The following is a 20,955-nucleotide window of genomic DNA, read 5'->3' as shown; positions in this document are numbered from 1 at the left end:
GGGCCGCCGATACCTCGGCGACCCCTCGTGATCGTCGTGCGTCAGGAGTGGGTGTACGTACGGGTCGCGGAGTACGCGTAGTTACCCGCCTTGTCGTACGCCCGGACCTGGACCTTCATGGTCTTGGGCTGCTTGGCACTGTTGACCGCCAGGACCCAGGAGGCCCGGGTGTCGGTCGCCACAACCTTGCCGTTCACCAGAACCACGACCTTGGAAACGCCGCTGATCGCGTCGGTGGCGTTGGCCTTGATCGTGATGGTGCCCTTGACCTTGGCCTTGTCCTTCGGCCAGCTGGTGACCGCGAACACCGGCTTGGCGTTGTCCACGATCAGGTTCCGGTAACCGGACCAGGTCACGTTGCCGGCCTTGTCGGTCACCTTCAGCCGCAGCGAGATCGGGCCGCTGAACGCCGCGGTGTTCAGCTTCGGCGCGAACGCCGGACCCGTGTACGACCAGCTGTGGAACGCGCCGTTGACGTAGAGCTCCACGAGCCGGACCCCGCTACCGGCGTCCTTGAGACCGTACGGCGTGATCGTGACCGTGCCGCGCACCGCGGTGTTCTGGGCCGGGAGGGCCCGGGCGACGGTGGGCGGCGTGGTGTCGGTGCCGAAGGTCAGCGCCTTGGCGGCGTCGATCAGGCCGTAGTTGTTCCACTTCTTCACCGCCGGGGTGGCGGATCGGACGATGGCACTGCCCAGGCTCCACCCGCTGTACTCCGGGTGGGCCGACTTGACCAGCGCGGCGGTACCCACGACCAGCGGGGTGGCGAACGACGTGCCCTGCAGGTCGGTCTGGTACGAACCGTCGCTGAACATGCCGACCGTGATCGCCGGGGCGGACACGTCCACCCAGCTGCCGTAGTTCGAGAACCAGACCCGGGAGTCGCCGGGCTTGCTGGTGTCGGTGCCACCGACCGCCAGCACGTCCGGGAACGCCGCCGGGTACGACTTGATGCTGCTGCCGTCGTTACCGGCCGCGGCCACCACCAGGACACCCTTGGCGTTCGCGTAAGCCACCGCGCCCGCCAGGACCTTGCTGTAGCCGGGGCCACCCAGCGACAGGTTGATGATCGACGCGCCGTTGCGGGCCGCGTAGAGGATGCCCTGGGCGATGTCCGTGTCCCAGCCCGAGCCGGTCGCGTCCAGCACCTTGATCGGCAGGATCTTGCACTGCCAGCAGACACCCGCCATGCCCGCACCGTTGTCGGTGTTGGCGGCGATCAGCGAGGACACCACCGTGCCGTGCGGGAACTCGGCGTCGTCGGTGGGGTCGTTGTCGCCGTTGACGTAGTCGTAACCGTTCGGCAGCACCTTGCCTGCCAGGTCACCGACCGCGGCGACGCCGGTGTCGATGACCGCGACGGTCACGTCCGAGCCGGTGGTGGTCTGCCAGGCGGTGGGCACCTTGATCCGGCCCAGTTCCTTCTGGAGACCCCCTGTGTACACCGGGTCGTTGGGGGTGACCGCGGACGTGTGACGCTTCTGGTCAACTTCCACGTACGCGACCGAGGAGTCCTGCCGCAGCGCGGCGAGGACGGAGCTGACCCGGCTCTTCGGAACGCTCAGGGACTTCACCCCGAGCTCGGCCAGGAGCCCGTTGCGCTTCTGACCGTTCGCTTCGGCACCACGCAAGCCCAGCTTGTCCAAAGTGGACATGCCGGCCTTGGCGTCGAAGCCGGGCTTGAGCCCGACCAGGAGCCGAACCGGTAGGGAGTCCGCTGCCACGGCCGGGCTGGTGACAGCACCGGTGGCCGTAATCAGGGCAGCAGAGAGGAGTCCGACGGTCAACCGCCGGGCTGTACGGTTCATATGTGATTGCCTCCCCGTAGGCGATGCCGTGAAATGGCAAATCGCCCGGCTAGCGTACTGGCGATCATCCATTTCGTAATCCCCCTTTCGGACAGCGGGATCTATGGCGTTGAGCGCGCTTGGCCGCGTCATCTAGGGTTCCGCCTATGCGGAACAGCAAGATCACGTGGGCCGTGGTCACCGGGGTGGTTGTCGCCGCGCTCGCCGGAGTCGGCGTGGCGGTGGCCGTCAATCGGAGCTCCAGCAACAACGACGCGGCACCGTCCACACGCGTGACGGAGTCGGCCCCCAGCCCTTCCGCGTCACCATCGCCGGCGCCCTCCCCCGGCGCCGACATCACCGGCCCACTGGACCTGCTGCTGGCCGGAGTGGACACTCGGATCAACGTGCCGGACTGGGAGCCGCACGCCGACGCGATCATGTTGCTGCACGTCGAGCCCGGCCTGAAGTCCGCGTACCTCTACTCGCTCCCCCGCGACCTGCGGGTGCAGGTCCCGGCGTTCAAGAAGTCCGGCTTCCCCGGCGGCAAACACAAGATCACCGAGGCGATGGCCTACGGCTCACGCGTGCCGGGCAAGAGCACCAAGAACATCGCGAACGGTTACGAGCTGCTCACCAAGACGATCAGCAACTACACCGGCATCAAGACCATCCAGGCCGGGGCGATCCTCAACTTCGGCGGTTTGGACCAGCTGGTCGACGAGCTCGGTGGGATCGACATCACGGTGGACCGGAAGGTGAAGTCGCGGCACCGCCAGCCGAATGGGAAGCTGCGCAAGCTGGTCGGCCACGACTACATCGGACCGCAGGCGGTCTACCTGCCCGGCAAGCGGCACCTGGTGGGCTGGCAGGCGATCGACTACGCGCGCCAGCGCTACGGCCTGCCGAACGGCGACTACGACCGGCAGCTGCACCAGCGGACCCTGGTCAAGGCGATCCTGGACAAGGCGCTGAGCCAGCAGCTCAGCGATCCGGCCAAGCTGGCGGCGGTCATCACGGCGCTGGGTAAGTCCCTGGTCACCCTGGGCGGACGGCAGCCGGCGGAGTACGCGTACGCCCTGCGTGACCTGACCCCGGCGAACATCACCTCGGTCCAGCTGGAGGGTGGCGGGGTCGGCAGCGGCAGCGGCTACCTCGGCGAACAGCTCAACTCGGAGGCCCGCGGCTTCCTCAAGGCCGTGGCGACCGGCAAGATCGCCGCATACCTGAAGGCGCACCCGAAACTCGTCAGCAAGGGCTGACCGGCCTTTCGGCCGTAACCTCGGAGTATGAGACGACGGGGTTCCCTGCTGGCTGCCACGCTGACCGTGCTGCTCGTCGCCGGCGGGTGTACGAGGAACCGGCCCGCACCACCCCCATCGCCGTCCCCCATCACCGCGCCGCATTTTCGGCCCGGTGCGGACGGGGCCGGCGACCCGTACTTCCCGAAGTACGGCAACGGCGGGTACGACGTGGCCGGCTACGACCTCGACCTGCGGTACGACCCGAAGACCGGGAAGCTGGGCGGCCGCGCGACGATCACCGCGACCGCGACCCAGGACCTGTCCCGCTTCGACTTCGACCTGGCACACCTGAAGGCTTCCAAGGTCACTGTGGACGGCGCCGCCGCGACGAGCCGGGCCACCGGGAACGAGCTGATCGTCACCCCTGCGGCGGGGATCCCGAACGGGCGGAAGTTCACCGTCGTCGTCGAGTACGGCGGCACCCCGGACCAGCTGGAGAACAAGTCGCTGGGTAACGGGGGCTGGATCCGCACCGGGGACGGCGGCATCGCGCTCGGCCAGCCGGAGTCGGCCAGCACCTGGTACCCGGTCAACGACCACCCGTCCGACAAGGCCACCTTCACCCTCGCGATGACCGTGCCGGACGGGCTCGAAGCGATCAGCAACGGAGTGCCCGGGCCGCGCCGGAGCCAGGACGGCTGGACCACCTGGCGGTGGACCGAGAGCTCCCCGATGGCCAGCTACCTCTCCACCGTGGTGATCGGGCAGTACCGGATCACCACGAGCACCCACGACGGGAAGCCGATGATCATCGCGGTGCCCGACTCCATGCCGGCGACCAGCCCGGCCGCGCGGTCGCTGGCCAGGACCGGGGAGATCACCGACTACCTGGCGAGCATCTTCGGGCCGTACCCGTTCGACGCGAACGGCGGCGTGGTGGTCACCGACGACCGGATCGGGTACGCCCTGGAGAACCAGTCCCGCCCGGTCTACGGCGCCCCCTTCTTCACCGGCGCCGAGCCGAACGAAGGGGTGGTCGCGCACGAGATCGCGCACCAGTGGTTCGGGGACAGCGTGTCGCTCAGCCGGTGGCAGGACATCTGGCTCAACGAGGGGTTCGCGACGTACGCCGAATGGCTCTGGTCGGAGCAGAGCGGCAAGCAGACGGCACAGGAGCTCTTCGACAAGGCGTACGCGTCGTTCGACTGGAAGAACACGCCGGGCGATCCCGGCGCGGCGCGGATCTTCGGCGACGCGGTCTACCAGCGTGGCGGGATGGTCGTGCACGCCCTGCGCAAGGCGATCGGCGACGACGCGTTCTTCCGCCTGCTGAAGACCTGGACCAGCGAACACCGGAACGGCAACGTCGACACCGCGCAGTTCATCGCCGCCGCCGAGAAGATCTCCGGAAAGAATCTGGACGGCTTCTTCGCGGCCTGGCTGAACGGAACGACCCGGCCCCCGGTGAACCGGAACGACCCGCAAGACACTTCCGGTGAGGGAGCCGGCGATCATTCGCCGGCTTCCTCACCGGTGGCAAGGCGTTCGCCGCTGGGTGCGACGGAGTGAGCCCCGTCAGGGGCGGTCCAGCACCAGCGCGACCTTCTGGAACTCCTTGACGTCGCGGTACCCGCACTTGGCCATCGCCCGGCGCAGGCCGCCGAACAGGTTGAGCTGGCCGTCCGGGCGGTCGGCGGGGCCGTAGAGCAGCTGCTCCAGGCTCCCGTCCGGCTCGCCGGCGATGCAGAAACCGCCGCGCGGCAGCGCCGGGTGGCTGGCCGACGAGTGCCACCAGGCCCCACCCGCGGGCGCACCCTCGGCGAGCGAGAGCGGCTCGCCGAGCATCACCGCGTCCGCGCCGCAGCCGATCGCCTTGGCGATGTCGCCGGAGGTGGCGATGCCGCCGTCGGCGATCAGGTGGACGTAGCGCCCACCGGTCTCGTCCAGGTAGTCCCGGCGGGCCGCGGCGGCGTCCGCGATCGCGGTCGCCATCGGGACCCGGATGCCGAGCACGGTGTCGGTGGTCGACCACTCGTCCGCGCCCACCCCGACGATCACGCCGGCGGCGCCGGTCCGCATCAGGTGCAGGGCGGTCTTGTAGTCGGTGCAGCCACCGACGATGACCGGCAGGTCCAGGTCGGCGATGAACTCCTTCAGGTTCAGCGGCTCGTCGGTGGTGGAGACGTGCTCGGCCGAGACCAAGGTGCCCTGGATGACCAGCAGGTCCACGCCGGCGTCGAGGATCACCGGGGCGAGCGCCAGGGTGTGCTGCGGCGACACCCGGACGGCCACGGTGACGCCGCCCTCGCGCATCTCACGGACCCGCTCGCCGATGAGCTCCGGCTTGATCGGCGCGGAGTACGCCTCCTGCAGGAGCTTGGTGGCCTCCGCGTCCTCGTCCAGCGAGGCCAGCTCTTCGAGGATCTTGGTGGGGTCCTCGTACCTGGTCCAGAGACCCTCGGCGTTGAGCACGCCGAGGCCGCCGAGGCGGCCCAGGGCGATCGCCGACTCCGGGCTCATCGTGGCGTCCGACGGGTGCGCTACGCAGGGGATCTTGAACGGGTACGCGTCGAGCTTCCACTCGGTCGAGACGTCGTCCACGTCCCGGGTCCGACGGCTCGGCACGATCGCGATGTCGTCCAGGTGGTACCCACGCTGGGCGGTCTTGCCGAGGCCGATCTCCACTACGTCGCGCATGATGAGGGTGCCTTCAGTCCTTCTTGAGGCGGTGGGTGGGGTGGTTCGAGGGCCTACCGGGAGTGGTAGTTGGGGGCCTCGACCGTCATCTGGATGTCGTGCGGGTGACTCTCCTTGAGCCCGGCCGCCGTGATCCGGATGAGCTGTCCCCGCTCCTGAAGATCGGGGATGGTCTCAGCACCCACGTAGCCCATGGCCGCGCGCAGCCCGCCGATCAGCTGGTGCGCCACCCTGGACAGAGGACCACGATAGGGCACCTGACCCTCGACGCCCTCGGGTACCAACTTGTCCTCGTTCACATCCTGCTGGAAATACCGGTCCTTGGAGTACGACTTGGCCTGACCGCGTGACTGCATCGCGCCCAGCGAGCCCATTCCCCGGTACGACTTGAACTGCTTCCCGTTCATGAAGATCAGCTCGCCGGGGCTCTCCTCCGAGCCGGCCAGCAGGCTGCCGAGCATCACCGTGCTGGCGCCGGCCACGATCGCCTTGGCGATGTCACCGCTGTACTGGATGCCGCCGTCGCCGATCACCGGGACACCGGCCGGCGCGCAGGCCCGGTTGGCCTCCATGATCGCGGTGATCTGCGGCACCCCCACACCCGCGACGATCCGGGTGGTGCAGATGGCGCCCGGGCCGACACCCACCTTGACCGCGTCGGCACCGGCCTCGACCAGGGCCTTGGCCCCGGCGTAGGTCGCGACGTTGCCGCCCACGATGTCGATCGGGACGTCCTTCTTCAGGCGGGCGACCATCTCCAGCACCGCGCGCTGGTGGCCGTGCGCGGTGTCGACGATCACCACGTCGACGCCGGCGTCGACCAGGAGGCGGGCCCGCTTGTAGGAGTCGTCGCCGACGCCGACCGCCGCGGCCACCCGCAGGCGGCCCTGCGGGTCCTTCGCCGAGTTCGGGAACTGCTCGGACTTGGTGAAGTCCTTGACCGTGATCAGGCCGCGCAGGTGGCCGGCCGCGTCGACCAGCGGCAGCTTCTCCACCTTGTGCTTGGCGAGCAGCGCCAGCGCCTCGTCCTTGCTGACCCCGACCGGCGCGGTGATCAGCGGCGTCTTGGTCATCACGTCGCGGACCTTGGCGTCCAGGTCGCTGACGAACCGCATGTCCCGGTTGGTGACGATGCCGACCAGCACGCCCTCGGCGTCCACCACCGGGGCGCCGGAGATGCGGTAGCGCGCGCAGAGCGCGTCGACCTGGCGCAGGGTGTCGTCGGGGCCGCAGGTCACCGGATTGGTGATCATGCCGGACTCGGACCGCTTCACCAGGTCGACCTGGGCCGCCTGGTCCTCCATCGAGAGGTTGCGGTGCAGCACACCGATACCGCCCTGGCGGGCCATCGCGATCGCCATCCGCGCCTCGGTGACGGTGTCCATGCCGGCCGACAGCAACGGGATGGACAGCTCGACGTTTCGGGTCAGCCGCGTGACGGTATTGACCCGGCTGGGCACGACGTCCGACTCACCCGGCTGCAGCAGCACGTCGTCGAAGGTCAGACCGAGGGGAACGGTACGAGCGCTGTCAGAATCCACAGATCATCCCTAGAGAAGAGGCGGAGTTCATCATCCTACCCATCCCGGAGGGGGGCACCCGGGCGGCGGACAGAACGTGCGGGCCAGCACACCCGCCCGGGAGGTGAGTACGGTATGGGGGTGCAAGAAGAGCCGATCGACCCGTTCAACGGCGACCCCGCCGACCCGGCCGCGGAACTCGACGACCTCAACGAGGACGCCGAGAACGAACCGCTGACCGAGGATGAGCGGCATGACGTCTTGGAGGACCTCTCCGACCTGGAGATCTACCAGGCACTGCTGAGCCCGACCGGGATCCGCGGACTGGTCATCGAGTGCGAGGACTGCCACGAGCCGCACTACTTCGACTGGGACCTGCTCCGGGGCAACCTGCGGCACCTGTTGAGCAACGGCCGGCCGCGCGTGCACGAGCCGGCCTACGACCCCGACCCGGATCACTACGTCACGTGGGAGTACGCGCGGGGTTACGCCGACGGCGTCCACGACACCCTGACCGAGGGCTCCGACGACGAGTGAGGTCGGGCGCCGCACGCTGGATCCGGTAGCGCGCGGCGGCCCCGCACCGCGACGACGACGCGCGGGATCTGCCCGGGACGTGGCCCGAAAGGGCTGGCCACGGGCGGCGTAGGTCGTACCTGGAAAAGGTCTTGGCACAGACCCGACCGCCTGCCTCGCGCCGGCTCTGTTCGCGGAACCAGCCGGGAGCAGTGATGCTGCCCCCGGCTGATATGTCGAAGCGACCCGCCCCCGGCTGATCTCTCCTGGGCGATCAGGCCCCGCCCGAGAACCTCTCCTTAGGCGACCAGGCCGGCGCGGAAGCCGGCGGCGACCGCGTGTGCTCGGTCGCGGGCGCCGAGCTTGCGGAACAGCCGGCGGGCGTGCGTCTTCACGGTGTCCTCGGAGACGAAGAGTTCGCGGCCGATCTCGGCGTTGCTCTTTCCGTCGGCCATTCCGCGCAGGACCTGCAATTCCCGTTCGGTGAGCGTGAGCCGCCGGCCGGTCGGCGCCGCGTCGCCCAGCCCGTTCTCGTTGCCGGGCCAGGCGACCATCGGCCGGCCGGTCGCCGGGTCGATCGGCGCGTCACCGCGCTGCACCGGAACCATCGGCGAGTTCGGCAACATGGCCGGGACCGCCGCCGCGTTCGGCGCGCCCATGGCCATCCCGTCGCGGTACTGCCCACGGGTGGCCGGTGAGTTGCTGTTGCGCATCCCGCCGGCCACCGCGGCCGGCTGGGCGTTCGCGCTGTTGATCGGCATGCCCTGCGGGCGGACCGGCAACAGCAGCAGGAGCAACGCCTTGGCGACGACACTGACCAGGTCGTGCTCCACGCCACGGATCACGCCTCGGGCACCGGCGGCGACGGCCGCCGCCGCCACCCGAGGATCTTCGGCCCCGAAGAGCACCAGTTGGGCCTGCGGGGCTCGGGCGAGTACGCGCCGGGTGAAACCGACGCTGTCGGGTCGGGTCACGGCGGTGTCGGCCAATACGACTTCGGCCGGCCGTTCCGCCAGTCGGATCATGGCCTCGGTCTCGCTGACGGCGGTCCGGACGACGCCGGTCATACCGAGCCGGGCCGCGGTGGACGCGACGGTCTGGGCCGCCAGCGGGGTTCGGACGCACACGAGGACGGTACGCACAGTGATCCTCCTTCTCTCTCAGAGGAGATCACGCGAGGGCCGCAGCATTACGCGCTTTAGATGGAAAAAACGGGAAAGAAACGTATGACTTGCCACCTCTTTGCCACATCGCCCACAGAGACATCGACATGTTGCGTGTGAGCCCCCATTTGCGGGGGTACACCGGCGGGAAGCCTGTCTCAGGCCGCCATGTCGACCACTCCGCGGTGCCGCGCGGTGAGGAGGAAGTTGATGTCGAACGTTCGCAGGCTGCCCGGGCCCATCGCTGATCTCTGGGACTGGCAGCGCCTGGGACTCTGCCGGGGCCGGGACAGTGCACAGTTCTTTCACCCCGACGGCGAGCGCGGATCGGCCCGTAATCGCCGGGAAGCCAAGGCCAAGACGATGTGCGGCACCTGCCCGGTCCGGGCCGAGTGCGCCGCACACGCCCTCGCGGTGCGCGAGCCGTACGGGGTGTGGGGAGGGTTCAGCGAATCGGAGCGGCTGCGGCTGCTCGCGGTCGGCTGGGAGGATCTGGCCGATCGTCACGGACGCGTCGACCTTGTCCGGCTCGAGGCACGCCTCGGCCGGCCCCACAAGTCGGCGGTACCCGCACAGCGGCAGGCACCGGCGGCCTGAGACCGCCCGGAACGCGGCATCACCACACGACTGGCGACACGGTCCTCCCCAGGGGACCGTGTCGAGTGATTCAGCGGTTCTTCAACCGCATCGGTGGACATGCAACCCACCGTATGAGCGACTTGCGTTTTCGAGTCGGACCGAAAGTGCGGCTTTCAGCTACCCGACGGAGACCGTCACCTCGTGCCATCCGGTCGCCCCGTCCGGTGCCGGATCAGCGGGTTCGGACGTCTGGGTGTAACCGTCGAGATCGGTCGCGCGCACCCGCAGGACGTGCTCGCCGGGCTCCGCCGCCCAGCTGTGACTCCACTGCCGCCAGGTGTCGTCGGAGACCGCCGGCGCCAGCGACGACACCTCCCACGGACCGTCGTCGACCTGCACCTCGACCTTGGCGATGCCGCGATGCTGGGCCCAGGCGACGCCGGCGACGACGACCTGGCCGGATTTGCGCGAGGCGCCGTCGCGGGGCGTGTCGATCCGCGACTGGGTCTTGATCGGAGCCTGGGCGGCCCACCCGCGCGGCACCCAGTACGCATCGAAGTCAGCGAATCTCGTCAGCTCGATCTCGGTGATCCACTTGCAGGCGGAGACATAGCCGTACAGTCCGGGAACGATCATCCGGGCCGGGAAGCCGTGCCCGACCGGCAGCGGCTCACCGTTCATCCCGATCGCCAGTAATGCGTCGCGCCCGTCCCGCAGCACCGCGGTCGGCGTGCCGCAGGTCCAGCCGTCGACCGAACGCTGCACCGCCTGGTCCGCTCCGGGCAACGGGTCCGCCTCGTCGAGGAGCGCCTTGATCGGCGTGCCCAGCCAGCGGGCGTTGCCGATCAGGTCGCCGCCGACCTCGTTGGAGACGCAGGCGAGTGTCACGTACCGCTCCACCATCGGGCGTTTCAGCAGCTCGTCCCAGGTGATGGTGATCGGGTTCCGGACCATCCCGTGAATCCGCAGGGTCCAGCTCGCCGGGTCGACCAGCGGGGAGACCAGCGCGGTGTCGATCCGGTAGAAGTCCGAGTTCGGCGTCACGTAGGGCACCGCGCCCTCCACCTGGGCGCCGGCCGGCACCACCGGGGGCGGCTCGCTCGTGGCCGGCAGCCGGAGCTCGTCGCGGGCCGAGGTCGCCGCGCCGCGTGCGGTGAGCCATCGGCCGGCCAGACCGCCGCCGGCGGCGACGGCCGCCACGATCCCCAGCTGTCGTACGAACCGGCGCCGGCTCTCTACCGCGTACGAGGAATCCGGCCGGCTCTCAGAAGTGCCCGACGGGGTCTCGTCGGCGAGGCGGAGCAGGTGACGCAGCACCGGGACGGCCAGCGCGGCCCCGGCGAGCGAAGGCACCACGGCACCGGGGCCCGCACCCGGCCGGGTCAGCGCGGCCACCGCGCCGACCACCCCGAACAGCACGATCCCGCCGATCGCGACCGGCCACCGGCGGCGGGCCAGCACCCCGAGCCCGTACGCGTAGAGACCGAGGAGGATCGCCGTGCCGCTGAGCAGGGCGGTCTTGTCGTGCACCCCGAACACCGCGACGCCGAAGTCCTTCACCGCGGCCGGCACGTGATCGACGACCACGCCGCCGACCGCCACCAGCGGCGCCGATCGCGCCCCGGCGAAGACCGCGAGCAGCTCCGCCATCCCGAGCGCGGCCGCGGCCGCCGCCACGCCGGAGAACCCGGCCCGGAACGATTTCCTCACCCCGTCATCCTGCCTCGTGAACCTGAGGGTCAGCTGCTCCGCAACCGCCGCACGGCCTGGAGCACCCCGTACCCGGCGCCGGCCGCGAGACCGAGACTGAACAGCGCGATACCGATCGCGTAACCGCGATCCTCGGCCTCGACAATCGCGTCGACGCCCATCAGCAGGCCGAACCCGCCGCAGAGCACCAGCACCGGGATCAGCACGACCAGGAGCACGATCATGCTGGCCCTACTGGGCTCCGGGACCACCGGCACCGGCGCCGCCGGGGGCCGGGGCACCGGGATCCGCGACGGGTCTCGCGCCGGCATCGTGGCGCGCAGCTCCGGCCGCACCCGGGCGTCCAGCGCGGCGACCACGGCGTGTCCGCTGCCGAACAGGGTCGGCTCGATGTGGACCTGGATGCCGTCGTCGCCGACGAACCGGCGGGCGCCGTCCGGCCAGACCAGCACCGCGGCGCAGTGGTCGAACCGGACCGTTGCCGTCGATTCCCCGTCGATCGAGCTGACGCCCTGCTCACCCGCGATCAGCCGCCAGTCCGGCCGCTCCAGCGAGGGATAGACGGTGCCCTGCACCGCTTTCGGTGAGTTGTGCGGCGCCTCGGCGTACCCGGCCCAGTCGGCGGTGGTCCGCTCCGGCGTCATCAGCAGCCCTTCGGCGACCGCGGCCCGGCCCACCTCGGCGACGTCCTCCCGGGTGACCGCGCGCAGCTCGGCCAGCACCTCGTCGAGGCTCTGCACCGGGCGGCCGGTGAGCAGGTTGAACGCCTGCCCCGGCAGCCGGGCGCCGACCTCCTCGGCCCGGACCAGGTCTTCGCAGCGCTGCCTCACCACGGCCGCCACCTCGGCCGGGTCGATCCGGCCGACCCGGGCCGTGGCCAGCACGTCGACGAATCCGCCGAGCAGGGCGTCCTGCTTCTCCGGCAGCGCGTCGGCGAGCGCGGTGAGCACGGCGCTGCCATCGCCCCGCGGGTCATAGTCGGTCTGCACGGTGGAGGAGAGGCCGCTCTCCTGGCGCAGCGAGCGGAACAGCGCCCGCTCCAGCACGCCGCCGAACACTGCCGCGGCGGGCTGCCGGGGCACCACCGTGTTCCAGGCCACGACGTTGGCCGGGCCGGGGAAGTAGGCGGGGCGTACCGGGAGAGCGGACGACGCGGCCGGCACCGGGCGGCGCTCGCCGCGCGGCAGGGTGAGGCGCAGCCCGGCGGGCACATCCGGCCCGGCGATCCAGAGCGCCGCGTTCTCCGTGGTGAACCAGCGCGCCACCCAGGCCCGCAGGTCGTCCGGGGTGAAGCCGGTGAGCCCCCACTCCGGGTAGGACGGCATGCCGTAGTCCCGGGCACCGTGCCGCCAGAGGGCCAGCCCGTCGGTAGGGCCCTCGCCCCGGCCGTTCTGCTCGGTCCGCAGGATCTCCTTCTCCACCGCGAGCCGCTGCATCGGCAGGTCGATCAGGCTGGCGCAGACCCCGTTCAGGAACCTGACGATGTCCGCCTCGCTGCCCCGCATGTGGAAGTAGGTGTACTCCACTCCGGTGGCACCGTTGTAGTGGTAGTCGGCCACCCCGAACGAGTACAGCGCGAGGTGCTCGATCAGGTGCGTGATGCCGCGCTTGGCGAGCGGCTCGTCGGCGAACCCGACCCGGAACGCGAGGCCGGCGTGCATCGGCCCGCTCGTCGGGGCGAGCAGCGTCGGCACCCCGTCCACTTCGCGTCGCGTGATCATCGGTTCACCCATCGGTTGCGCAGTTCCCGCAGATCAAGCAGGGTTGTCCGGTTCAGCACGCCGGCGAGCACGAGACACATGGCCGAGATGCCGAGATCGGTTTGTCGGCCGTCGCCGAACAACGACCGCCCGGTGAGGACGAACCCGATCGACGTCGCCGCGACGCCCACCAGAACCAGACCCGCGGAACCGAAGACCAGAAGATTCCAGTACGGCGCAATCCACTCCATCGGGGATCGCCGCTGTTTCGGCGGTGGCTGTGGGATCCGGTCCGGGTCCCGGGCCGGCATCGCGATCCGCAGTTCGGCCGGCACCCGGGCGTCCACCTCGCGGGTTACCGCGTCGGCCTTCCGGTACACCCGCGGCTCGACGCCGACCACGATCGCGTCCCGGCCGATCAGCTGCCGAGCGCCGTCCGGCCAGGCGAGCAGGACCGCGCACTCGTCGTACCGAACCGTGGTGGCCTCCTCGCCGGCCACGTGACTCACCCCGTCCGGGCCACTGACCAGGTGGTGCCGGGGGTTGCGGACCGCCCTGTGGACCCGGCCGGCGACGGCCGACTCGGAGTGCGTCGGCGCGGCGGTGTACCCGGCCCAGTCGGCGCGGGTGCCGGCCGGCGTCATCAGCAGGCCGGCTTCGTACGCCGCCACCGCCACCTCGGCCACGTCCTCTCGCGTGACGGCTCGCACCTCGGCGACCGCCTCCTCGAGATCCGTCACCGCACGACCGGAGAGCAGATTGAACGCCTGCCCGGGCAGCCGGCCGCCGCGGGTGTCCGCCTCGGTCAGCCCGTCCGCGGTCAGCGCGATCACGGTGGCCACGTCGTCCGGGTCGATCCGGCCGACCCGCAGTGCCGCCAGCACGTCGGCCAGCCCGCCGAGGGCCGCCTCCCGCTTCTCCGGGAGCGCGTCGGCGTAGGCGACGATCCGTGCGGTGCCGCCGGACCGCGGCTGGTAATCGGTCCGGACCGTGTACGAGATCCCGTCGCGCTGCCGGAGCTCCCGGAACATCTGCCGTTCCAGCACGTTGGCGAAGATCGCGGCGCGCGCCTCGCGACGGACCGTCGTGTCCCAGGCGACCTCGTTGTCCGGCCCGGCGAACCAGGCCGGGGTGACCGGCAGCGCCGAGGAGGGCTCCGGGCCGGGTTGCCGCTCCCCGGAGGGCAGGTGCAGTTTCAGCCCGTCCGGCACCCCGTCGCCGGCGATCCAGAGCGCCGCGTTCTCCCGGTTGAAGAACCGCGCGATCCAGTCCCGCAGTTCCTGCTCCCCGAGCCCGTCCAGGCCCCACTCGGGGTAGCCGGTCCGGCCGAAGTCCCGGGCGCCGTGCCGCCACAGCGCGAGCGGGTCGGTGCCGCTCTCGTCGGCGCGCAGCCGTTCCCGGGCCCGCTCGATGCGCCCGGAGTCCGGCTCGCGCAGCGCGTCGCAGACCGCGCCGAGGAACCCGGTGATCTCCTCCGCGGTGCCCTGCACGTGGAAGAAGGTGTGCTCCGTGCCGGTCATGCCGTTGTGCTGCTGGTCCGCGGTGCCGAGGCCGTCCAGCGCGAGGTGCTCGACGAGCCTGGTCACTCCCCGGCGGGGCAACGGCTCGTCGGCCACCCCGACCCGGAAGACCAGGCCGGCGTGCAACGGGCCGGTGGTCGGCGCGAGCACCGCCGGCACCCCGTCGACCTCGACCTGGCTGATCACGCGGCGCCTCCGCCGGGCAGCGCGCGGGCCCGGTACTGGCTGATGACGGTGGCCGGGTCGCCGAGGTAGGACCATGGCCGCTCGGAGGCCAGATCGCCCAGGGCGGTGAAGAGCGAGGCGACCGCCGGCATGTCGTCGAGGAGCGCGAAGACCGCGGCGAAGGTGCTCATCACGGAAACCCAGCCGTGGGTACGACGGAAGTCGGGATGCCAGACGGAGCGCCGGGCCGCCTCGTACACCTCGTTGCGCACCTGGTCCGACCGGAGGTAGGCCTGCCGTTCCGAATGGCTGTCCAAGTCCCCCCAGTGCTCCAGGTGCACCTCGGGGATCAGCACCGCGTTCAGCGCGCCGGGCGGCGCGGCCCCGGCCGCCTCTCGAGCGAACGTGTGCACCTTCTCCCAGGTGCCTCTCCACTTTGGACAGAGCTCCTGCAGCAGCTGCCGCTGGGCGGGGAAGTGATGCGGGGCGGCCTCGGCGAGCCGGTCGTACCGGCGGCGGGCCTCCGACAGACCCAGTTGCAGACCCCGGGCGGTGGTCAGCCGGGCGGTCCAGATCGCCGGATCGCCCGGGGTGCGCGCGGCCGCGTCGATCAGCGCGATCTCCGCTTGGAGCAGTACCCGGCGGAAGCCGGCGAACTGCTCCCGGCTGACTTTGTTCGCCCGCTGGCTGGTCCGGATCTCCCAGGCGGCGTGGATCAGGTGCTGACCGAGCAGCGCGCCGGCCGTGCTGTCGTCCGGATCCTCGAGCAGCACGCCGCGCAGGAACTCCTCCAGGCCGGCGCTCTCGTCGCGGTCCTGGATCAGACAGTCACGCTCGATCGGTTCGGCGGTGTCGAGCAGCTTCCGGGCGGCGGGCCAGTCCCGTGCGTCCAGAACGGAACGAAGTTGGGTGATCTTCGGATACGCGACAGCGGGGTCCAGTACCGGGTGGTGCGGGGGCATGCGCGGCAGCATAGATCTTCCGGAGCCCTTCGCGCGTCCCGGGTGATCGGGCGATCAGTGCTCCGCGCCCAGCAGCGGATCTTCCAGAAGGTGCTCGAAGGCAAGCTCCGCCGCACCGATCAGGGCTGCGTCCGAACCGAGCTCCGGGGTGCGCAACCGGACGTGCTCCCGGCAGGCCGGCAGGCCGACCGCGTTGAGCCGGCTGCGGATCTGGGCGGCGGCGACCAGGTAGACGTCGCGCAGCGTGCCCCCGAAGATCACCACCTCCGGGTTGAAGATGTTGACCAGGTTGCCGACGCCGAAGCCGATCCAGTCGCCGACGTGCCGCAGGGCGTGCTGGGCCTGGCTGTCCCCGCGGACCGCGGCGTCCACCACGTCGAGCACCGCGTCCCGGCCGGTCCGATCGGCCCGCCCGGCCAGATGCAGCAGCGCGTGCTCCGCGATCTCGGTCTCCCAGCAGCCGCGGGAGCCGCAGTGGCACGGCCGGCCGTACGGGTTGACCACCATGTGGCCGACCTCGCCGCCGTACCCGCCGTGCCCGGTGACCCGGCGCCCGCCGGTCACGATGCCGCCGCCGACACCGACGTCGCCGTACAGGTAGACGACGTTGTCGCAGCCGACGGCCGCGCCCCGGGCGTGTTCGGCGAGCGCGCAGGCGTCGGCGTGGTTGGCGATGCTGAGCGCGCCCGGCGCGCCGAGCTCCGCCCGCAGGGCCGCGCCGACCGGTTCCTCGACCGAGCCGATGGTCGGCGCGAGCCGGACCATGCCGTCCTCGCGGCGCACCATGCCGGCCACCGCGAGGCCACTGCCCACGCAGCGGCTGTCGTCCGGAACCTGGTCGTGCATCGCCCGGACGAACCGGGCCAGCGGCTCGACCGCCTCGTCCGCGCTCATCCCGGGCGGCCGGACGGTCTCGTACTGTTCCAGGATCTTCCCGCCCAGCCCGATGCGGGCGGCACGCAGGCGATCCACTTCGATGCTGAGGGCGTACGCGAAGATCTTCTCCGACTCGGGCCGGACGACCAGCGAGGGTCGCCCGGCCCGGCCGGTCTCTTTCGGGACCGCCTCGCTGACCAGACCAGCGCTGGTCAGCTCGGCGGTGAGTGCCCCGATCGTGCTGCGGTTGAGGCCGAGCCGGGTGGTCAGTTCCGCCCGGGAGGTGGCGCCGTGCACATGCACGTACCGCAGCAGGGTTCCGAGGTTGTGCCGGCGAACCTCTTCCTGGCTGGGGCCGGCGCGCATCAGCGCCCCGTCCCCGGCTTCCAAGGTTTGCTCATCGGTTATCGGTTATCGGCTGGCCGCGGACCGACGCCGGGCCAGCGCGTCGACGCCCGCCGCGATCAGCAGGATGACACCGGTGAACATGTAACGGATGCCGGACGAGAAGTCCATCAGGAACATGCCGTTGTCGATCACCGCGATCACCGCGATCACCGCGCCACCGATCACGGCGTGGATCACCTTGCCCTTGCCACCGAAGAGGCTGGTGCCACCGATGACGGCGGCGCCCACCGCGGAGAGCAGGATCGTGCTGCCACCGGTGTTCGGGTCCACCGAGCCGGCCCGGCTGACGAGCATGACGCCACCGACAGCCGCCATGAACGAGCCGATCACGAAGACCGAGATCCGGATCCGGTCGACCGGGATACCCGCCCGGCGGGCGGCCTCGGCGTTGCCACCGACCGCGTAGACGTGCCGGCCGTACGTGGTGCGGCCCAGGACGAACGTCCAGAGCACCAGGAAGCCGCCGATCACCGGAGCCGCGATCGGAACGCCCTTCAGCGAGGCGATCGCGGTGTTGATCGCGCGCTCCTGGGTCAGGATCGCGGTCGCGGTGAGCAGCAGCGCCGCGAGGCCGGCGATGCGGAGCAGGATGATGCCCATCGGATCGGTGACCAGGCCACGGGCGGCCCGGCCCCGGTACCGCATGAGCTGCACCGCGGCGAAGATCAGCACCGCCCCGATGGCGAGGGTCCAGCTCCAGGTGACCGAGAGGCTGTCCTTGTTCAGCGACTTGATCCAGCCGTCCGGGATCGAGATGTTCTTGCCCTCGCCGAGCAGGTTCAGCAGGACACCCTGGAAGGCGAGGAAGGCCGCCAGCGTGACGACGAAGGACGGGATGCCGACCTTCGCCACCAGCAGGCCCAGCACCGTGCCCATCACCATGCCGGTGACCAGCGCCGCGGCGAGCGAGACGGGCTGCGAGTAGCCCTTCTCGGTGAGCAGGATCGCCATCACCGCGCCGCAGACGCCGGCGCCGAAACCGGCCGACAGGTCGATCTCGCCGAGCAGCAGGATGAAGATCAGGCCCATCGCGATCATCGTGACGCCTGCGGCCTGGTTGAACAGGTTCGCGAAGTTACCGGCGCTGAAGAAGGTCTCGCTGCGGGCGGTGCCGAAGATCAGCACGAGGACGACCAGGCCCAGCACGGCCGGCAGCGAGCCGAGGTCGCCGCCACGGACGCGGCCCCAGTAGTCCCGGATGTGGCTGGCGACGGTCGGCTTGACGACCTTGACGCCGCCGGCGGTCTCAAGGGTGGTGGTGGTCACTGCGCGGCTCCCGGCGTGATCTCAACGAAGTCGGTGGGCTTCTCCGGCGGGAGACCCAGGTTGCCGCTGCGCCCGCCGGTGATCAGCTCGACGACCTGAGCGTGCGTGACGTCACTCGCCTTCACCTGGGCGGCCATCCGGCCCAGGTAGAGCGCGGCGATCCGGTCCGAGACCGCGAAGACGTCGTTCATGTTGTGCGAGATGAGCACCACGCCGAGGCCGTTGTCGGCCAGCCGGCGGACCAGCTCGAGCACCTGGGCGGTCTGTGCCACACCCAGCGCCGCGGTCGGCTCGTCCAGGATGACGACCTTGCTGTTCCAGAGCACGGCCTTGGCGATCGCCACGGTCTGGCGCTGACCGCCGGACAGGCTCGCGACCAGCTGGCGCAGCGACTTGACGGTCTTCACCGAGAGGCTGGCGAGGGTCTCCCCGGCCAGCTGCTCCATGGTCGGCTCGTCCAGGACGATGCCACGCTTCTTCTCGCGACCGAGGAACATGTTCTGGACGATGTCCAGGTTGTCGCAGAGCGCGAGGTCCTGGTAGACGACCTCGATGCCGAGCTCGGAGGCGTCACGGGGGCTGTGTACGGAGACCTGCTTGCCATCAAAGGTCACCGTGCCCGAGTCGATCGGGTAGATGCCACTGATGCACTTGACCAGCGTCGACTTACCGGCGCCGTTGTCGCCCACCAGGGCGGTGACCTCGCCGGGGTAGACGCTGAGTTCCACATCGTGGAGGACCTGGACAGGACCGAAGCTCTTGTTGATCCCGCTCAGTTCCAAGAGGGGTGTCGCGGCCACGGATGTTTCTCCTTCGTTCGGTGACCGACCGTTCAGGGGAACCGCGGAACCGACACCGGCGCCGCCCACGCGGACGTGAGCGGCGCCGACGCCGGATCTAGCGGTGATGCTGACGGGTCAGCTGATGCCCGCGTCGGTGCAGGCCTTCGCGAAGGCGGCGGTGCAGAGCTCCGCCTTGGTCACGAAGCCGTCCTCGACAACCGTCTTGACGTTCGCCTTGGTGATCGACTCCGGCTTGAGCAGCACGGAGTTGACCTCAGCCTTGGTCTCGGTGTCGGTGACCTTGCCGGTGGCGGTGGTCGGCTTCTCGCCCTTGGCCAGCGCGATCGCGAGCTCGGCGGCCGCGTCGGCCTCCTTCTTGATCGCCTTGTAGACCGTCATGCACTGGTCGCCGGCGAGGATGTTCTGCAGGCCCTGCACGGTGGCGTCCTGGCCGGTGACCGGAACCTTGCCGTTCAGCTTCTGCTTCTTCAGCACCTCGATGGCGGCGTTGCCGAGACCGTCGTTCGCGGCGAGCACGCCGGCGATCTTCGGCTCCTTGGTCAGCTGCTGCTCGAAGATGGTGCCGCCCTTGGCGTTGTCCCAGTCCGGAACAGCCTCGTCCGGGCCCTTGGTGTAGTCGCCCGAGTCGAACTTCGGCTTCAGGATCTCGTCCGCGCCCTGCTTGAACAGGGTCGCGTTGTTGTCCGTCGGCGAGCCGTTCAGGAAGGAGACGATCGGCTTGGTGGCCTTGGCCGCGGTCAGGCAGTCGATCAGGCCCTGGCCCTGCAGACGGCCGACCTCGGTGTTGTCGAACGAGACGTAGTAGTCGGCGCCACCACCGAGGGTGAGACGGTCGTAGTCGATCGTCGCGATGCCGGCCTTCTTGGCGTTCTGCAGGACGTTCTTGCCGGTACCCGAGTCCAGGTTGACGATGACCAGGACCTTGACGCCGCTCTGGATCATGCCGTCGGCGATGGTCTGGAACGAGTTCTTGTCGCCCTGAGCGTTCTTGATCTCAGCCTCGACGCCCGCGGCCTTGAAGGCCTCGGTCAGGTACTTGGTGTCCGCCGTCTCCCAACGAGCCGAGCTCTTGGTGTCCGGCAGGATCACGCCGACCTTGCCGGCCTTGGCGGTGCTGCCGGTGCCGGTGGTGGCGGTGTCGTCGCTCTTGTCGCCACAGGCGGCCATGCTGCCGGTCGCCATGAGGCCGACCGCGGCAAGGGCGAACAGTCCCTTACGCATTTCCGTATGTCCTTTCGAGGGGTAAATCCGGGGCCTTCTTCGGATTTTTCAGGGGGTGGTGCGTGCCTGGGAGTGTCGCTCCCCTGGGCGGCCGATCGAGCAGGTACCGGTTTGTTGTGCCCGGCAACGTATTCCGGCGGTGGCCTAGAACACAAGCCGCTCTGGTGATCTATCTCGTAACGCTGGATAACAATCCAGCAACACGGCCGTGCTGCAACCCGCGCGAGCTGCCCCGGAAAGTCGCGAATCGCAACACGCGAAGTGACGCTGAGTAATTGCGAGCAGAATTTCCCGGCGGTCACCGATCCCGGTCGCCGGGACGTCGGGTCACGTCCGGATCTCCGAGACGGTCGCGCTGGTCAACCTGATCAAGTCAGCCGGCGCCAGGGAGACCTGCAGCCCGCGACGCCCCGCCGAGACGTACATCAGGTCCAGACCGACCGCCGACCCATCGATCACTGTGGGCAGTCGCTTGCGCTGACCCAGTGGGCTGATCCCGCCGCGCACGTACCCGCTGCTGCGCTCGGCGGCGGCCCGGTCGGCCAGAGCCGCCCGCTTGCCACCCGCCGCGTGCGCCAGCGCCTTCAGATCGAGATCACCGGTGACCGGCACTACGCCGACGACGAGTTGGCCGTCGACGTCGGCCACGAGCGTCTTGAACAGCCGTTCCGGTGCCACGCCGAGAGCCGCCGCGACCAGGGCGCCGTAGTTCGGCGCGTCTGGCGAGACCTCGTACGGGTGCAGGGTGTGCGGCACCCGTTCCGCGGCCAGCAGCACGGTGGCCGGGGTTCCGGCCGCTCTCTTCGGCATGCGCGGCA

General features: G+C 70.1%; 17 protein-coding genes. 4 read left to right on the top strand and 13 right to left on the bottom strand.

All coding sequences use genetic code 11. The features are described from left to right. Window positions 1-41: 41 nt before the first annotated feature. Complete coding sequence (locus CHC09_RS11085) at window positions 42-1,724, bottom strand: S8 family serine peptidase (RefSeq protein WP_179277035.1); 1,683 nt, start codon at window positions 1,722-1,724, stop codon at window positions 42-44. Between the two features lie 230 nt (window positions 1,725-1,954). Here CHC09_RS11085 and CHC09_RS11080 point away from each other — a divergent pair, with 230 nt between their 5' ends. Together CHC09_RS11080 and CHC09_RS11075 are read left to right on the top strand one after the other, a co-directional pair. Beyond that, the gene (locus tag CHC09_RS11080) at window positions 1,955-3,049 is read left to right on the top strand and encodes an LCP family protein (RefSeq protein WP_089292934.1); all 1,095 of its coding nucleotides are present in this window, start codon (window positions 1,955-1,957) and stop codon (window positions 3,047-3,049) included. A 27-nt stretch (window positions 3,050-3,076) separates the two neighbouring features. Then, the gene (locus tag CHC09_RS11075) at window positions 3,077-4,600 is read left to right on the top strand and encodes a M1 family metallopeptidase (protein WP_089292933.1); all 1,524 of its coding nucleotides are present in this window, start codon (window positions 3,077-3,079) and stop codon (window positions 4,598-4,600) included. A gap of 6 nt (window positions 4,601-4,606) precedes the next feature. On the opposite strand, the gene CHC09_RS11070 is transcribed toward CHC09_RS11075, so the two are convergent. Together CHC09_RS11070 and guaB are read right to left on the bottom strand one after the other, a co-directional pair. Further along, window positions 4,607-5,728: a GuaB3 family IMP dehydrogenase-related protein gene (locus tag CHC09_RS11070; protein ID WP_089292932.1), complete on the bottom strand. Its 1,122-nt coding sequence runs from the start codon at window positions 5,726-5,728 to the stop codon at window positions 4,607-4,609. Between the two features lie 53 nt (window positions 5,729-5,781). Further along, entirely contained in the window at window positions 5,782-7,269 is a 1,488-nt protein-coding gene (guaB, locus tag CHC09_RS11065) for an IMP dehydrogenase (RefSeq protein ID WP_089292931.1), read from the bottom strand. Between the two features lie 120 nt (window positions 7,270-7,389). On the opposite strand from guaB, the gene CHC09_RS11060 reads away from it, so the two are divergent. Then, window positions 7,390-7,785, top strand: coding sequence for a DUF5319 domain-containing protein (locus CHC09_RS11060; RefSeq protein WP_089293195.1), 396 nt, complete (start codon window positions 7,390-7,392; stop codon window positions 7,783-7,785). 278 nt (window positions 7,786-8,063) lie between these two features. On the opposite strand, the gene CHC09_RS11055 is transcribed toward CHC09_RS11060, so the two are convergent. Continuing rightward, window positions 8,064-8,906, bottom strand: coding sequence for a response regulator transcription factor (locus CHC09_RS11055; RefSeq protein WP_089292930.1), 843 nt, complete (start codon window positions 8,904-8,906; stop codon window positions 8,064-8,066). A 231-nt stretch (window positions 8,907-9,137) separates the two neighbouring features. Here CHC09_RS11055 and CHC09_RS11050 point away from each other — a divergent pair, with 231 nt between their 5' ends. Continuing rightward, window positions 9,138-9,524 carry a WhiB family transcriptional regulator gene (locus tag CHC09_RS11050; RefSeq protein ID WP_089292929.1) on the top strand — a complete coding sequence of 129 codons (387 nt, stop codon included), beginning with the start codon at window positions 9,138-9,140 and terminating at the stop codon, window positions 9,522-9,524. Window positions 9,525-9,683: 159 nt separating this feature from the next. Here CHC09_RS11050 and CHC09_RS11045 read toward each other — a convergent pair whose 3' ends face one another. The 9 genes from CHC09_RS11045 to ybaK all read right to left on the bottom strand — a co-directional run bounded on the left by CHC09_RS11045 (window position 9,684) and on the right by ybaK (window position 20,947). Further along, entirely contained in the window at window positions 9,684-11,156 is a 1,473-nt protein-coding gene (locus tag CHC09_RS11045; RefSeq protein WP_089293194.1) for a molybdopterin-dependent oxidoreductase, read from the bottom strand. 89 nt (window positions 11,157-11,245) lie between these two features. Further along, entirely contained in the window at window positions 11,246-12,937 is a 1,692-nt protein-coding gene (locus CHC09_RS11040; RefSeq protein WP_089293193.1) for a M16 family metallopeptidase, read from the bottom strand. Next, entirely contained in the window at window positions 12,934-14,622 is a 1,689-nt protein-coding gene (locus tag CHC09_RS11035; RefSeq protein WP_179277034.1) for a M16 family metallopeptidase, read from the bottom strand. Before CHC09_RS11035 ends, CHC09_RS11040 begins: the two co-directional genes overlap by 4 nt. Then, window positions 14,619-15,563, bottom strand: coding sequence for a hypothetical protein (locus CHC09_RS11030; RefSeq protein ID WP_239138346.1), 945 nt, complete (start codon window positions 15,561-15,563; stop codon window positions 14,619-14,621). Before CHC09_RS11030 ends, CHC09_RS11035 begins: the two co-directional genes overlap by 4 nt. 54 nt (window positions 15,564-15,617) lie before the next feature. After that, the gene (locus CHC09_RS11025; RefSeq protein WP_089292927.1) at window positions 15,618-16,805 is read right to left on the bottom strand and encodes an ROK family transcriptional regulator; all 1,188 of its coding nucleotides are present in this window, start codon (window positions 16,803-16,805) and stop codon (window positions 15,618-15,620) included. Window positions 16,806-16,850: 45 nt separating this feature from the next. Next, a complete protein-coding gene (locus tag CHC09_RS11020) occupies window positions 16,851-18,113 on the bottom strand; it encodes a sugar ABC transporter permease (protein WP_089292926.1) in 1,263 nt (420 codons plus the stop codon). Next, window positions 18,110-18,913, bottom strand: coding sequence for an ATP-binding cassette domain-containing protein (locus CHC09_RS11015; RefSeq protein ID WP_089292925.1), 804 nt, complete (start codon window positions 18,911-18,913; stop codon window positions 18,110-18,112). Before CHC09_RS11015 ends, CHC09_RS11020 begins: the two co-directional genes overlap by 4 nt. Before the next feature lie 117 nt (window positions 18,914-19,030). Continuing rightward, entirely contained in the window at window positions 19,031-20,137 is a 1,107-nt protein-coding gene (locus tag CHC09_RS11010) for a sugar ABC transporter substrate-binding protein (protein ID WP_089292924.1), read from the bottom strand. Between the two features lie 327 nt (window positions 20,138-20,464). Then, window positions 20,465-20,947 carry a Cys-tRNA(Pro) deacylase gene (gene ybaK, locus CHC09_RS11005; RefSeq protein WP_089292923.1) on the bottom strand — a complete coding sequence of 161 codons (483 nt, stop codon included), beginning with the start codon at window positions 20,945-20,947 and terminating at the stop codon, window positions 20,465-20,467. Between the last annotated feature and the right edge of the window lie 8 nt (window positions 20,948-20,955).

It is taken from the genome of Actinoplanes regularis (assembly GCF_900188005.1).
GTDB lineage: Bacteria > Actinomycetota > Actinomycetes > Mycobacteriales > Micromonosporaceae > Actinoplanes > Actinoplanes regularis.
This window is presented reverse-complemented; position numbering and strand designations above follow the sequence as displayed.

Coding starts and splice junctions, on each gene's coding strand:
- CHC09_RS11040 (WP_089293193.1), bottom strand. CDS start 12,937: ATGATCACGCGACGCGAAGTGGACGGGGTGCCGACGCTGCTCGCCCCG.
- CHC09_RS11030 (WP_239138346.1), bottom strand. CDS start 15,563: ATGCCCCCGCACCACCCGGTACTGGACCCCGCTGTCGCGTATCCGAAG.
- CHC09_RS11080 (WP_089292934.1), top strand. CDS start 1,955: ATGCGGAACAGCAAGATCACGTGGGCCGTGGTCACCGGGGTGGTTGTC.
- CHC09_RS11025 (WP_089292927.1), bottom strand. CDS start 16,805: ATGCGCGCCGGCCCCAGCCAGGAAGAGGTTCGCCGGCACAACCTCGGA.
- CHC09_RS11070 (WP_089292932.1), bottom strand. CDS start 5,728: ATGCGCGACGTAGTGGAGATCGGCCTCGGCAAGACCGCCCAGCGTGGG.
- CHC09_RS11045 (WP_089293194.1), bottom strand. CDS start 11,156: ATGGCGGAGCTGCTCGCGGTCTTCGCCGGGGCGCGATCGGCGCCGCTG.
- CHC09_RS11050 (WP_089292929.1), top strand. CDS start 9,138: ATGTCGAACGTTCGCAGGCTGCCCGGGCCCATCGCTGATCTCTGGGAC.
- ybaK (WP_089292923.1), bottom strand. CDS start 20,947: ATGCCGAAGAGAGCGGCCGGAACCCCGGCCACCGTGCTGCTGGCCGCG.
- CHC09_RS11075 (WP_089292933.1), top strand. CDS start 3,077: ATGAGACGACGGGGTTCCCTGCTGGCTGCCACGCTGACCGTGCTGCTC.
- CHC09_RS11010 (WP_089292924.1), bottom strand. CDS start 20,137: ATGCGTAAGGGACTGTTCGCCCTTGCCGCGGTCGGCCTCATGGCGACC.